The organism is Zarconia sp., from assembly GCF_057467645.1.
In genome coordinates this window covers 1-14,079 of sequence record NZ_JBRJXU010000038.1, presented here as the reverse complement: position 1 = coordinate 14,079, position 14,079 = coordinate 1, and the positions used below count along the sequence as shown (strand labels likewise).

The 14,079-nt window shown below is 50.3% G+C and carries 7 protein-coding genes; 3 read left to right on the top strand and 4 right to left on the bottom strand.

The genetic code is table 11. The features are described 5' to 3' along the window. The coding region (locus AC2215_RS05635) for a hypothetical protein (RefSeq protein WP_486808986.1) at window positions 1-292 on the top strand (292 nt) is incomplete at its 5' end. Between the two features lie 56 nt (window positions 293-348). Here the strand turns inward: AC2215_RS05635 and AC2215_RS05630 are convergent. From AC2215_RS05630 to sipA, 4 genes are all read right to left on the bottom strand, one after another. After that, window positions 349-1,770 (bottom strand): ATP-binding protein, encoded by a 1,422-nt coding sequence (locus AC2215_RS05630; RefSeq protein ID WP_486808985.1) that lies wholly within the window; start codon window positions 1,768-1,770, stop codon window positions 349-351. Between the two features lie 27 nt (window positions 1,771-1,797). After that, complete coding sequence (locus AC2215_RS05625; protein ID WP_486808984.1) at window positions 1,798-7,113, bottom strand: trifunctional serine/threonine-protein kinase/ATP-binding protein/sensor histidine kinase; 5,316 nt, start codon at window positions 7,111-7,113, stop codon at window positions 1,798-1,800. Between the two features lie 203 nt (window positions 7,114-7,316). Continuing rightward, the gene (locus AC2215_RS05620) at window positions 7,317-8,078 is read right to left on the bottom strand and encodes an SIMPL domain-containing protein (RefSeq protein WP_486808983.1); all 762 of its coding nucleotides are present in this window, start codon (window positions 8,076-8,078) and stop codon (window positions 7,317-7,319) included. Between the two features lie 325 nt (window positions 8,079-8,403). After that, window positions 8,404-8,640 (bottom strand): regulatory protein SipA, encoded by a 237-nt coding sequence (sipA, locus tag AC2215_RS05615; RefSeq protein WP_486808982.1) that lies wholly within the window; start codon window positions 8,638-8,640, stop codon window positions 8,404-8,406. Between the two features lie 1,207 nt (window positions 8,641-9,847). Here sipA and ppc point away from each other — a divergent pair. Together ppc and AC2215_RS05605 are read left to right on the top strand one after the other, a co-directional pair. Continuing rightward, window positions 9,848-12,850, top strand: a complete 3,003-nt coding sequence (gene ppc, locus AC2215_RS05610; RefSeq protein WP_486808981.1) for a phosphoenolpyruvate carboxylase — start codon at window positions 9,848-9,850, stop codon at window positions 12,848-12,850. Between the two features lie 285 nt (window positions 12,851-13,135). Continuing rightward, window positions 13,136-13,669: a hypothetical protein gene (locus AC2215_RS05605; RefSeq protein WP_486808980.1), complete on the top strand. Its 534-nt coding sequence runs from the start codon at window positions 13,136-13,138 to the stop codon at window positions 13,667-13,669. Window positions 13,670-14,079 lie beyond the last annotated feature (410 nt).

Genomic DNA, 14,079 nt, shown 5'->3' with positions numbered 1-14,079 from the left:
TGGCAAGCCTCTTGATGAGCGAAGCGATCGCACTGGCTACATCTGGTTGCTGGGGAGCAAAGTACTTCATCCCGATTCCCCATTCCCCATTCCCCATTCCCCGCCCTCACCGGAAACAGTCTTATCCAAAACTGACGTTAGCTTAGGACAGCTCGAGTCCCGAGTTCGCAACGCGATCTTTCTCTTCTCCCACAGCGATTGCCTGCTCGCCTTCACGATGTCCGCGCCTGGTGTGGCGGTTGCGATACCTGCTGCCAACAATGGTCTACACCTCGCAAAACCGACCCAATGAAATTCACGGAAAAAAAGGGTTGCATTGGCACAAACACCACCGATGTCAGATTGCCCTCAAGATTTCTCAAGAGGTAGCCGAATTTCAAAGACCGTTCCCCGGCCGAGTCCAGAGGTACAAGTTAGGGTTCCTCGATGTTTATCTTCGACAATCTGACGGGCGATCGCCATTCCCAGCCCCGTTCCTTTGCCCACACCTTTGGTGGTAAATCCCGGTTCGAAAATGCGCTCTCGGACCGCTTCGGGCATTCCTTTACCATTATCCCCGATCCGGATAATCGCCACCCCGTCCTCTTGCAACGTTTGGATGCAAATCTGGGGCGGACTTTCGTTTCCATTCGGGGGACTCTCGTCAAAGACATCAATGGCGTTGGCGATTAAGTTGGTAAACACCTGATTCAATTGTCCCGGATAGCATTGCACCGCCGATGATATCCCATATTCCTTAATCACTTCGATCGCCGGACGATTCTCTTTCCCTTTGAGGCGGTGTTTGAGAATCAGCAGAGTGCTATCGATTCCCTCGCGGAGGTTAAAAGGAATGGGGCGATCGCTATCGGCTCTTGAAAACATTCGCAAGCTGGTACTAATATTGCGAATGCGTTCGGCTCCCATCTTCATCGAATTCACCATTTGAGGCAAATCTTCAGTTAAATACTCCAAATCGATCGCTTCAATTTCCTCTTGAATATCGGTGACGGGATCGGGATAATGCTGTTGGTAGAGTTCGAGCAGACTCAATAAATCTTGGATGTAATCGGTGGCATGAACGAGATTGCCCGAGATACACCCCAACGGATTGTTAATTTCGTGAGCGACCCCCGCCACTAAGTTCCCCAAAGCCGACATTTTCTCATGTTGCACCAGTTGCAGTTGGGTTCGTTGCAGGGTTTGTAAGGCTTGAGTGAGAGCCGCGGTTTTTTCCTCCACCGCGATCGCATTTCGATAGGCCCTCAAAGCGGCAATTGCCGTGGTAATCAATCGCTGGCGAGTGAGTTCGACCTTCAGTTTGTAGTCGTTAATCTCGTAGTTGCGCACGATCGACTCCTCCGGTTCGTCTCCCGGTTGACCCGTGCGCAAAATAATTTGCACATGCCGATTTTGGAGTTCGTCGCGAATGTAGCGAACGACTTTTAAACCCGCGTCATTACTTTCCATCACCACGTCGAGCAAGATGACGGCCGTATCGGGATGCTCGGCAATCAGTTGCTGGGCTTCAGACCCGGAAAAGGCATGAAGCAGCGAAAGCGGTTTGCCCTCAAACACAAAATTTTTTAAGGCGAGTTTTGTCGCTTGATGAACGGCCGGGTCGTCATCGACAATCGTCATTTTCCAGGGTTCTCCCATGGAAGAATCTTGCATGAGAGGCTCACAGAGGGACATATCGTTCTCTAGAAGCATCAGATCGTCATCTTCTAAAACTAAGAACTCGCTATTTTCAGAAACAGGGATAGTGCGATCGTTATTTTCAAAAAGCATTGCCGATTAAATCCCGTCCGGGAGAACCTAAGCATTGAAAAACAGGGGAAGCGTCACGATAAAGCGGGTTCCCTCATTAATTTTGCTGCGAACGTCTATTGTCCCTTGTAACTTTTGGGTCACTAAGTTGTAGACAATATGCAGTCCCAAACCCGTTCCACCCCGATGCCTTGCAGTTGTGAAAAAAGGCTCGAAAATCTTGTCTATATTCTCTTGCGCAATTCCACAACCGTTGTCTTCGTACTCTATCTTCACCTTATCCCCTTCTTGACGGATATCAAAACGTAGCTGTCCCGCCTCTGAGGGTGAGTAAGCATGAGTCAGAGAGTTGGTCACCAAATTGGTTGCGATTTGAGCCAATGCCCCCGGATAGCTCTCGACGATCAGGGTTTCGTCTCCTTCGACCGTGAGAGTATGGGGAGTCTGTTTGAGTTGGGGATCTAAACTCAGGGCGATTTCTTCAATATAGTTTTGCAGGTGAAAGCATCGCCGTTCCAGGCAGCTTTGGTCGTTGGCGATTTGTTTGAAGCTTTGAATCAAATCTCCCGCTCGATGCAGGTTGCTCAGCATCAGTTGCGTGCTTTCCTCAGCCAGCTCTAGATAGTTATTGAGGACGGAACGCTTGAGTTGTCCTTCCCGAACCGCGTTGATGAAGGTTTGGGTTTCATCGGCAAGGGTCGAGGCGACAGTAATGCTGGTCCCGACGGGGGTATTGATTTCGTGGGCGACTCCTGCGACGAGATTCCCCAACGCGGCCATTTTTTCCGACTCAACCAGTTTTTTTTGGGTCGCTTTGAGGTCTTCGAGGGTCTTGAGGAGTTGAGCGGTGCGTTGCTCGACTTTTTGTTCGAGGGTGTTGTAGAGATGGGCGTTTTCCAGGGAGATGGCGGCTTGGGAAATCAGGAGGTTCAGTAACTCGATGCGGTCTGGGGTGAATGCATCTGGGGTGTGATGATTTTCCAGGTAGAGGATGCCTCGCAGTTGACCTTGTTTGAGGATGGGAGTACAGAACAAACTTTTGGGTTGCCACTCGATGAAATAGGGCTGTCCGGCGACGGTTGAGTCTTGGGAAATGTCGTTGATGAGGAGGGTTTTTTGAGTCCGTTTGACGGTATTGAGAATGCTGGAGGGAAGGGTTTCGGCATCGTCTAGGGGAACCGTAGAGATGCTGCAGATATCCTTCTGGCATTGGGCGGCGATTTCCCAGGTGCCGGAGTGGTTTAAAATCAAGGCTCCTTTGTCCGCTCCGGCGTTTTCGAGAACGACACTCATGAGCTTGGACAGTAAGGCATCGAGTTCGATTTCACCGGAGATCGCCTGGGACGCTTTGATGGCGGAGGTGATATCGAGGGTTGAGGTGCCGTGGGTTGAAATTTTTAGGGTATGGGTCGTGTGGGAATTGGGGGTCGATGGGTGTTGTTGGAGAATTGAAGCCAGAAGGTGGGGATACTGTTGCGCGAGGCGCTCGATTTTGGCTTTCGCGCCCCATCGAGCGTAGCCGTAGTAAGCTTCTACGATATAAACCCGAGCAATTTTTTCTTTGCCCCAGTGGAGATAGAATTTAGCGGCGAGTTCGTTGGCGAGGGCTTCTTCTTGGGTGTAACCGTTGATGTGCGCTCCGGCAATGGCGCGATCGTAAAGTTCTATGGCGTCTAAAAAATTCCCAGAGATACGAGCGACTTCCGCCTTGACTAAGCAGCTCAGATGAAGGAAGTTTTCCGGACAGTTCTGCGCCCAAATTTCGAGCTGTTTTTGATAGGTCGAAATTTTTGCCCAATCGTCTAATTTTTGGCTCTCAGAGGCTTTGGAATAGAGTGATGCGAGTACGAGGGAGTAGATAAAGAGATGACGAGCATAAGGAAGTAACCCTTGAGGGGCAACGTTGATAATTTCTGCATCGGCTTGTTTGCCATACCCAAAAGCCTCATCGGGTCGATCGAAAAGGAAAAGAAGCTGGGTCTTGAGAATATTGTAGATGCAAATAACTTGCCAGTTTTTACGTTCGTGACACTGTTTTAGATAGTCGGATTCGTCGGCAATGACAAATTGTTCCCGTGAATCCGAATTTTCTCCGAGTAGTTCGGCAACGATCGAGCGACCTCCCACGAGAAGATCGATCGCCCACTGATTTTTATATTTATGACTGAATGCTAAGGAGGTTGAAATTTCCTCAACAAGTTCTTTGAGGTGAATACTTTGATAGAAACGGCAATACATATTATGCCCGAAAGCATATGCAGCATATTGCAAGTTACTCGATTCTAACCCCACTCGATAAGATGAAAGATAGTCTTCCGTTGCCAATTTTAGTGGATGCGACCAATGCCTCAGAGAACTGCCAATCATCAGGTAAGCCACACTTTGGGCTGATTTATGATTAAAGTCTTGAGTTAACTGGATGGTGACATCGAGTAAATCCTGCGTTCCTTGGTAATTATTCAGAGCATATCCTCGCAAACCCCCAAAAGCCGGATAGATATATCCAATTTCCGGTGTATTTCCATACTGCAAACAAAGATTAACGGCCTTTGCACAAATGACAGACCATAATTTTTGATGGGAGCGATAAGTCGGAGGCCCCATACTAATTAATAGTTTAATTGCCATTTTGCGATCGGGTTGCGTCATCAAGGGCAACTCAGATAGCGAAGTAAAAGAGCGATCCTTCAAGATTTCTTGAGCGATCGCCAGTTCTGCATCGCGAACCCGATCGAAATCTTCTTCCGGAAGCTGAATATCAATTAATGCTAGCGCTTTCCGACCCGCTTGAATGGCTTCTGGATACTTTGCTTGCAATGTGTGCTGGACGATGGACATATTATAAACTTCGGCTTTTTCCATCGGAGTCCTGGCTTTGTCTAGCGTCCGTTCGATCCAACGCTCGGCATTGATAAAATTTCCATTTAAATATTCAACTTCTGCCCGTTCCTTATATAAAGAAATACTGAGTTCGTAACGATCGTCCCAGCACCGCTCGGGCAAAAGCTCTATTCCCACTGTGATATAGGTAAAAGCTGCGGCATAAGCAGTCGAGGCTTTGGCTTTACGTCCGGCCAGCAAATTGAGTTGTGTAAGTTCTTCGTGTTGTGATGATTGGGTAATTAATGTCCTGCCAATATTTAAATGATTGACGATCTCAAAAATTCGCTCTTCCCGTTCGATCTCGGATAAATTTTCTAACAGTAAGGTGCCGATCTCAAGATGGGTCGCTTGCTTTTGCTCTTGAGTCATGAGGGAATACGCCGCTTGCTGGACGCGATCGTGCAAAAACTTGTAGCCGACAAATATCTCATTCGATCGCTCATTTTCGGGCGGGTTCGTTCCTTGGAAAAACTTATAGGTGTCGCTAACAGGCAAAACCAAACCCTCTTGCAAAGCTCGCCAGAGCGCTGTGGCCACTTCCACCGAAGATTGCTCGCAGACAATCGCCAAAGTCGCTAACTCGAATTGGTTGCCGATACAAGCCGCTAACTTCAAAACCTCCTGGGTTTCTTGGGGTAGTTTGTGCAGCCGAGAAGCCATGAATTCGACCACATCATCGGTGAGGGCAAGTTGCTGCACTTGTGTCATCTCGCATTGCCAGTACCCAGCATCAAAGTTGAAGGTAATTTCCCCATCCTCATGTAACCCTTTGAGAAATTGGGTGCCAAAGAAGGGATTCCCTTGGGTTTTTTGATAAACCAATGTTGTCAAGGGTCGGCTCAGTTGAGACGAACACATCATCGTGTCGCTGACTAATTGATTCAAATCCTCCTCAGATAAGGGTTCTAAGGTAATGGTATTGAGGATGGCTCCAGCTTTCTCGATCTCATCGAGGGTCAGCATTAAAGGATGAGCCGCAAAGACTTCATTATCTCGATAGGCTCCCAACACTAACAAATAACCCCCTCCCGTTTCATCCGCCAGTAATTTGAGCAAGTTCAGGGATGCGGAATCGGCCCATTGCAAGTCATCGAGAAAGATAACTAAAGGATGTTCTTTCGTACTGAAGACTTGGATGAATTTCCCAAAGAGTAAATTGAAGCGATTCTGGGCAGCACTACCCGAGAGTTCGGGGACGGGAGGTTGCTTGCCAAGGATTTGTTCGAGTTCGGGAATCACATCAACGATGACTTGTGCGTTTTCCCCCAAGGCTTGAAGAATCTCGATTTTCCACGTTTCGAGTTGAGCGTCGCTTTCACTCAGAAGCTGTCCCATTAAATTGCGCAATGCCTGTACGAAGGCACTGAAGGGAATATTGCGGTTGAATTGATCGAATTTCCCTTTGATGAAGTAACCCCGCGCTTCGACGATGGGTTTGTGAACTTCATTGACGACGGCCGTTTTCCCGATACCCGAGAATCCCGCCACCAGCATCATCTCCGTATTGCCAGCAGCCACGCGATTCTCCGATGGAGACGCTACGCGATCGAATGCTGCAAGTAACGTCTCGACTTCTTTTTCCCGTCCGTAGAGCTTTTCGGGAATGATGAAGCGATCGCAAATATCCCGTTCTCCCAATGCAAACGGCTCGATTTTTCCCGTGTCTTTCCATTGAAATAAGCACTTTTCTAAGTCATACTTCAATCCCAACGCACTCTGATAGCGGTCTTCGGCATTTTTCTCCATCAGCTTCATCACGATCTGAAGAAGGGTGTGGGGTTTGGGGTGTGGGGTGTGGGGGAATGTTGGAGATTTAGCGATGTGGCAGTGAACCAGTTCCATGGGATCGTCACTTTGGAACGGCAGTTCTCCCGTCAGCAGTTCGTAGAGGGTGATACCCAGGGAATAGAAGTCGGTACGGTAGTCGATGCCGCGATTCATGCGTCCGGTTTGTTCTGGGGAAATATAGGTGAGGGTTCCTTCGAGGACGTTGGGATTTTGGATTTCTTGGGTTTCTTTGGGGAGGAGGGAGGCAATACTAAAGTCGATGAGTTGGACGTGCTTTGTTTTGGGGTGGATGAGGATATTGGCGGGTTTGATATCTTTGTGGATAACCCGATTTTGATAGAGTCCGTGGAGAATATCGGCCAGTTGAACGGCGATGGTGAGAACATCAACGATCGCGAATTCCCCTTGTTGCCACTCTCCGAGTGCAATATACCCCTCATCGGGCATCACTAAACCATAGCCGTTGCCGTAGGTTTCCAGGGCTAAAGGTTGGACGATTCCCGGTAAGTTGAGGTTTTTGGCAATGGTATATTGATTGCGGAACAGCAGCAAGTCCGCGAAGGTGGGATACTCGTTGTGTAAAAACTTGATGACGACAGACCGGTTATCGGCGAGGCGGGTACCGCGATATACGACCGTGCGAGTCCCTTGGTAGATTTTTTCGCGTAGATGGTAGCCGGGAAGTGTTGTCATAGTTTTTGGGCGATCGACTCTCTACTTCCACTGTGGCTTTTGCGATCGGACCCAAAATGGATCGAGATCGCAAGGTTTATGCGATCTCGATCGCACTCAAAATTGTTTTCGTGTCCCTAAATTGCCCAGCATTTGGCGATCGATTCTCCGATCGAGCCAACTTTGGGCGAATCATCGAACATCTTTTCCAGTTTCTGCGCGTTCTAACGAATACCGTAAGTCACCAACACCCCCAGTTCGACTTGTACTTCCGGACGCGCATCATCCCCCGATGTCGATTCTTCTGAGGGGTAACAGGATGTGGAAATGGGGGTGTAGCTGTGAACTTCGATCGCCGCGAGTACGTCTGTGACCCGAACCCCTAGAGCTGCTGCCATGGCATCGATCCGACGGCGCGCATCTTCAATCGCCGAAACTCGGGCTTCATTTTCGAGGGCATCCACATCCTCGATCGAGCAGGAATCGCTAGAGTAGTTGTAGTATAGCGTCCCATCCTCGAAGTTAATGGCTTCGGCGATCTGAACGATGCGATCGATATCCCCTTGAGTGGGATCGAGCAACGTCACCACCAGATTGGCCCCACTCGGACCGTAGTAGTATGGCTCGGACGCATTCAGGTTAATTTCGATCGCCTCTTCGGCAATTCCGGCCCCCACAAATGTATTGGCAATCCGCTGCATCTCGGCGCGGGCAATGGGTTCGCTCGGCGCGAGGGTACCATCGTCGAGATAGACTTCGGGTCGATTGAAGTACAGGCGAATTTCCGCTTTTTCAGCTGTCGTACTGGCAATTCCGCGACCGTAGGTGGTCATCATCCGTTGCTCGCCGGTAAATAGCTGGGCGAGTTGGGATTCGCTCCTGTGGGAAACAGTAGCCGTTACCGGACTCGAAAAGCCAACCCCAGTCGCCATTGCCGCAGAGGCGAAGGTGGCAACGAGAAAATTTGAGAATCCGAGTGCTTTCATCTGAATATACTCCTCACATTAGAAATTGAACGGGACCAACGCCAATCTGATGGGTTGAGGGAAATGTATCTAGTGCTGCTATGCAGAATTAAAAATGCGCGCATTAAAAATTAAAAATGCTCACTGTACATAGCTTTCAGGGGTTGAGAGCTGGTCAGTTATTTCTGCCGCGCTGCACTAGTGCGATCGCAACTTGCGATTGCAGCTTGCCATGGCAACTGGCAAAACTCACCGGTTTCCCGATGGATTGGTGGGTGCGTTCGTCCCGTGAGACTTAGCGTAGGACGCAATCGACTGACTGACAAGCAGATCCCATGGCGATCGATCACGAATCCGATGTGGCCGAGGTGGTCGTTGACTCGAGATATTGTTCTTCGAGCAAAAATGCGCCGCGATCGAAACGCACGCTCCAATAGCCACTGGGATGGCACGCGAGAATCACCCCTTCTTCCCCCACGGCAATCAGATTCGGAGGGCGCAGCATCGGCATGGGATCTGCCGTTTTTAGATAAGGCGGCAGACTCACCAATCGCACTTTCGTCCCGACTGTAAATTCTTTCATGGTGCTACTCGAGTTCGTTTTCAGCTTGGAACTATTGTAGGATTCGATCGCCAAGACTATCGATGTTAATTCTTCGGGCCGATCGGGTCTAAAGGTTTCTAGCTTGGGGTTTGGAGACACAGAGAAAGAAGAAAAAATTCGGCTCTGGTCTCCTCAAAAAAGGCAATCGATCGTTCCCATCCACCAGATAATATTGATGAGAGGACGCAAATGCCACCGGCGAATTTTTCCCAATTTGCTAATTCAATTGAACCTAAGAATTTCCACATTCTTCTATTCTATTTTTTTTATCGGATAGTGCCGTTCTCAATTGATGAGATTGCTCTCGTTTGTTGGAAAAAATGGCAACAGTTTGCCGTCCGTTTCTTCCCCATCTTCTCCATCCTGTTTTGAGGAGAAGAAGCAACGGGGTAATCTCGAATTCCGAGAATTATTTAGCATCAAGAGAGCATTAAGAGCGCCCCGGCGCGATCGTCTTTTAAATTGTCTCCCAAGGGCGCACCCAAGTCCCCAAAAGCGACTGAGGCTGAGTTCAACTGGGACGATCGATATTTAACCGAACTCAATTTAAGTTCAATAATGAACAATGAACAATGAACAATGAACAATTACCTCTCCTTGAAAAGAAGAGGATTGATTCAAAGGAAGGTTTTTTCTGGTTTCTCCTTTAAAGGAGAGGCTTTAAACCTTAATTCTTCGGTAACATCTCCCCGTTTCCCCTAGGGAGAATTTTGAGTCCGAAAGTTACAGGTTTGAGGGTTAAGATCTCGACGTTAGCGCTTGGGGACAAATTTGACGCCGGTCAGGCGATCGATAGGTTTGGTTTCATCTACATTCGATTTAAAGTCAGTAAAAACACTTAATCTCTAAAGAGAGTCAAATCCGACCCTTGTAAACTAAGGGTTCTAGAGACTACTCCGCTCTCAATGTGGAGGAATTTACATGGATTGGCGTCCTTTAGACCTCGAGTTGACAACAGGCGGACGTCAGTATTTTTATCGATTATTATCCGTCGAGGGAGGTCAAGCGTTGGTAAAAACCCTCGGCAAATCCCGAGAGCGACCCCTCAATAAAAATTCGGCATTTAACCCTTCACAAAAAATTTAGGTTTAAGGGGAATGAGGGTATGACCGGCCATTCCCCATTGGGCGTAAAATGATACCATCTTCGCAAAAGAAATAGGGTTGGCAACTCGCTCGAGAATTACATGGATTCAACCGTACAAACAACCGATCTGCAAGTGACCGTTCCGTCTGCTTCCGAGCTACTCCTGCGTCATCGGCTCAAAGTCGTCGAAGATATGTGGGAATCGGTATTGCGACAAGAGTGCGGTCAGCAAACCATCGATTTACTGCGGCAACTCGTTCCCATCGACGCGACGGACGGAAGATCGCCGGACTTCTTGGATAGCGAGGTGCTGCAACTCATCGAAAAGCTCGATCTCAACGACGCGATCCGGGCAGCCCGCGCCTTCGCGCTGTATTTCCAGCTCATTAATATCGTCGAGCAACACTACGAACAGCAAGATCGCGAACGAGAAAGCGCCAATACCGATAATCTCGTTCGCGAACAAGCACTGTTCGAGGCGATCGAAACGGATTCGGGAGAAGAGTTTACCCTGGCTAAAACCGGTAAGCGGGGGGGCGTCAAACCCGGTAGCACGTTTGCGTCTCTCTTCCCCACTCTCAAACAGCTTAACGTTCCGCCCCAAATCATCCAAAGACTGCTCGACAACCTCGATATTCGCTTGGTGTTCACCGCTCACCCCACGGAAATCGTCCGGCAAACCATCCGTGCCAAACAGCGGCGGATTGCCAAAATATTGCGCCAGCTCGATCGGGTCGAAGAGCGGTTGAGTACCCTGGGAGTGCCGTCTTCTTTGGAAGCGGAAGCCTTACAAGAACAACTCACCGAAGAAATTCGCCTGTGGTGGCGCACCGACGAACTGCATCAGTTCAAACCCTCCGTCCTCGATGAAGTCGAATACGCCCTCCACTACTTTAAAGAGGTTCTCTTCGACGCGCTGCCCCAACTGTACCAGCGCATCACCCGCAATCTGCACTCGACCTTCCCCAACCTGACGCCGCCGAGCTACAACTTCTGCAAGTTCGGCTCCTGGGTGGGGTCCGATCGCGATGGCAACCCGTCGGTGACCCCCCAAGTGACGTGGCAAACCTCCTGTTACCAGCGCTCCTTGGTCTTGGAGAAGTATATCGATGCCATCCAAGACCTGACGCACCTTTTGAGTTTGTCCCTCCACTGGAGCGATGTTCTCCCGGAACTGCTCGACTCCATCGAACAAGATCGATTGCAGATGCCCGAAATCTACGATCGAATGGCCATTCGCTACCGCCAAGAACCCTATCGCCTCAAACTCGCCTATATCCAACAGCGATTGGAAAATACCCGCGATCGCAACTGGCGACTGTACCAAGAAGACAATTGGCGGCGGCAGATTCCCGAAACCCAAAGTGCGGCAATTTATCGCTCCGGTGCCGAGTTCCTCGCGGAATTGCAACTGATTCAACGCAACCTGAAAGGAACGGGTATCAATTGCAGTGCCCTCGAAACCCTCATCTGTCAGGTCGAGATCTACGGTTTCAACCTGGCTCACCTGGATATTCGCCAAGAATCGACCCGCCATTCCGATACCCTCAACGAAATCGCCCAGTACCTGCAAGTTCTCCCCAAATCCTACAACGAACTTTCCGAAGCTCAGAAAGTCGTCTGGTTGAGTACGGAACTGCAAACCCGGCGACCCCTGATTCCCTCGGAGTTACCTTTCTCCGATACCGCTCGGGAAACCATCGAAACCTTCCGCATCGTTCGGTTGCTGCAACAAGAGTTTGGCGTGGAGCTTTGCCAGACTTACATTATCAGCATGAGCCATGACGTCAGCGACCTCTTAGAAGTGTTGCTGCTGGCCAAAGAAGCGGGACTCTACGATCCGGCCACGGGAATCGGGACGATTCAGGTGGTTCCCCTGTTTGAAACCGTCGAAGATCTCAAACGGGCCCCCTCGGTGATGCAAGAGTTGTTCGAGTTGCCCTTGTATCGATCGCTCCTGAGCGGGGGATACGAGCAGCCCGAGACCTTTAAACCGTCCCTACAAGAGGTGATGCTCGGCTATTCCGATAGCAACAAGGACTCTGGATTCTTGAGCAGTAACTGGGAAATTCACAAAGCCCAAAAATCCCTGCAAGCGATCGCCGAACCCTATGGCGTGCAACTGCGGATTTTCCACGGACGGGGCGGTTCCGTCGGACGGGGCGGCGGACCGGCTTACGAGGCCATTTTAGCTCAGCCCGGTCATACCATTAACGGTCGCATTAAAATTACCGAACAGGGGGAAGTTCTCGCCTCCAAGTACTCCCTACCGGAGTTGACGCTCTATCACCTCGAAACGGTGACCTCGGCCGTGATTAAGTCGAGTTTGCTCCGGGGTGGATTCGACGATATCGAACCCTGGAACGAGATTATGGAAGAACTCGCGGCGCGATCGCGGGTTCACTACCGAGCGCTGATTTACGAGCAGCCGGACTTCATCGATTTCTTCCATCAAGTTACCCCGATTGCCGAAATCTCCCAACTGCAAATCTCCTCCCGTCCGGCCCGTCGCGGTGGCGGCAAAAAGAAAGATCTCGCTGGATTGCGGGCGATTCCCTGGGTGTTTAGCTGGACGCAAACCCGCTTCCTGGTTCCGGCGTGGTACGGCGTGGGAACGGCGCTGCAAGAATTCTTGCAAGAAGCCCCCGAAGAACACCTGCAACTGCTGCGCTACTTCTATTTCAAGTGGCCTTTCTTTAAAATGGTGGTCTCGAAGGTGGAGATGACTCTCTCGAAGGTGGATTTGCAAGTGGCCGAACATTACGTGCGCGAACTCTCGAAACCCGAAGATCGCGCACGATTCGAGCGGCTGTTCGCCCAGATTTCTCAGGAATACTACCTGACCCGCGACTTGATTCTCAAACTGACGGGTAACCAACGCCTGCTCGATGGCGATCCCGCACTCCAGCGCTCGGTTCAATTGCGCAATGCCACGATCGTCCCCTTGGGCTTGTTGCAAGTGGCCCTGCTCAAGCGCCTGCGTCAACATGGGGTCATTTCCACCCCGGGGGTGATTCACTCGCGCTACAGCAAAGGGGAATTGCTGCGGGGGGCGCTACTGACCTTAAACGGGATTGCGGCCGGGATGCGCAATACCGGTTGAGGATTGTTGGGCAGATGGGGGAGAGAATTAAAAATTACGCCATGTGCAACTTGTACGAGCCAAAACCTGACAAAACGGGGGGAAGGGGGAAGGGGGATGTTTCGACTCGCTCACCATCCTTTCGATTGCCTAAAGTTGCACACCGCGTAAATGAAAAATGGGGAAGGGTGAGGGAGCAAAGCGTTGCAACTGGACCCATTGTCAATTGTCCATTGCCCCTGCCCCCAAAGCTCCCTAAGTCCCCAAAGTCTCCCATACCCCAGAATTAATACAGGGAGGAATCCGATGGGCTTTTCATTCGGTTTTGGCGATACCTTTGTCGTCAGTAATGGGGGTTTGTTTATCAATATCGGTGGCGTTAACCCACCATCGGCGGCCACTGTGGTTAACGGGACGATCGTGCCTCCGGTGATTCCCAATCCCTTATTTGGCGGCGATATTGGAGGAGGAGGAAGTTCGGGCAGTCTCTCGATTGGTAGTGCGCAGACTGACCTTCGAGATATTACCGATGGCAACCGCCGACCCTCTTTGGATAGCACGAGTTTTTCCACAGGGGTTACCAGTGTTAATAATCCAGGAGAGGCTCAAACCCTGGAACTATCGCTCTCGGAAAACGAGGTGATGCAGATTTCGATCGAGCCTGTCGTGGAGGACGTTATCGGCAACGATGAAGTGGGTAACCCGATTATCATCGGTCAACAAGTCGTCGGGGAGCGATTTGTCAGTCAAGGCACTTCACCGACCTCCTCCGGGCAACTCCCCCCAAACTTTCTATCGAATCTGTTGACCCGGATATTTTCAGGGATTGGTCGATCGTAACCGGTGCGATCGCGATTGATGGTATTCCCCATTGAGGAAACACTAGAATCGTTAATGATTTGTCAAGTCCCATATATAGTGCGATCGAGCTGCCAATTCTCGCGCATCTAGACTTTGGCTTTCGAGCGACAATCACCCATGCTCTACATCCGAAACCATTCCCTGTGAGATACCCCACACCCCTTGACAAATGGCACATCAGCTCACCCCTTAACCATTTCCCGTTCCCCGTTCCCCATTCCCTATTCCCCTAAACCCTTGACAAGCGGTACACAAGCTTAACCTTTCACCAATGCCCTACACCCCACACCCCACACCCCACACCCCTCCCCTGACGTTAGTTAGGACACTGGTGTTGTGAGTTCGGGGAGCTCGGGGAGCTGGGGGAGAGAGGTTCTGGTGTGAGATTA

Excerpts from the sequence above, each read along its gene's own strand:
- AC2215_RS05630 (WP_486808985.1), bottom strand. The coding sequence starts at position 1,770 with ATGCTTTTTGAAAATAACGATCGCACTATCCCTGTTTCTGAAAATAGC.
- AC2215_RS05625 (WP_486808984.1), bottom strand. The coding sequence starts at position 7,113 with ATGACAACACTTCCCGGCTACCATCTACGCGAAAAAATCTACCAAGGG.
- AC2215_RS05620 (WP_486808983.1), bottom strand. The coding sequence starts at position 8,078 with ATGAAAGCACTCGGATTCTCAAATTTTCTCGTTGCCACCTTCGCCTCT.
- sipA (WP_486808982.1), bottom strand. The coding sequence starts at position 8,640 with ATGAAAGAATTTACAGTCGGGACGAAAGTGCGATTGGTGAGTCTGCCG.
- ppc (WP_486808981.1), top strand. The coding sequence starts at position 9,848 with ATGGATTCAACCGTACAAACAACCGATCTGCAAGTGACCGTTCCGTCT.
- AC2215_RS05605 (WP_486808980.1), top strand. The coding sequence starts at position 13,136 with ATGGGCTTTTCATTCGGTTTTGGCGATACCTTTGTCGTCAGTAATGGG.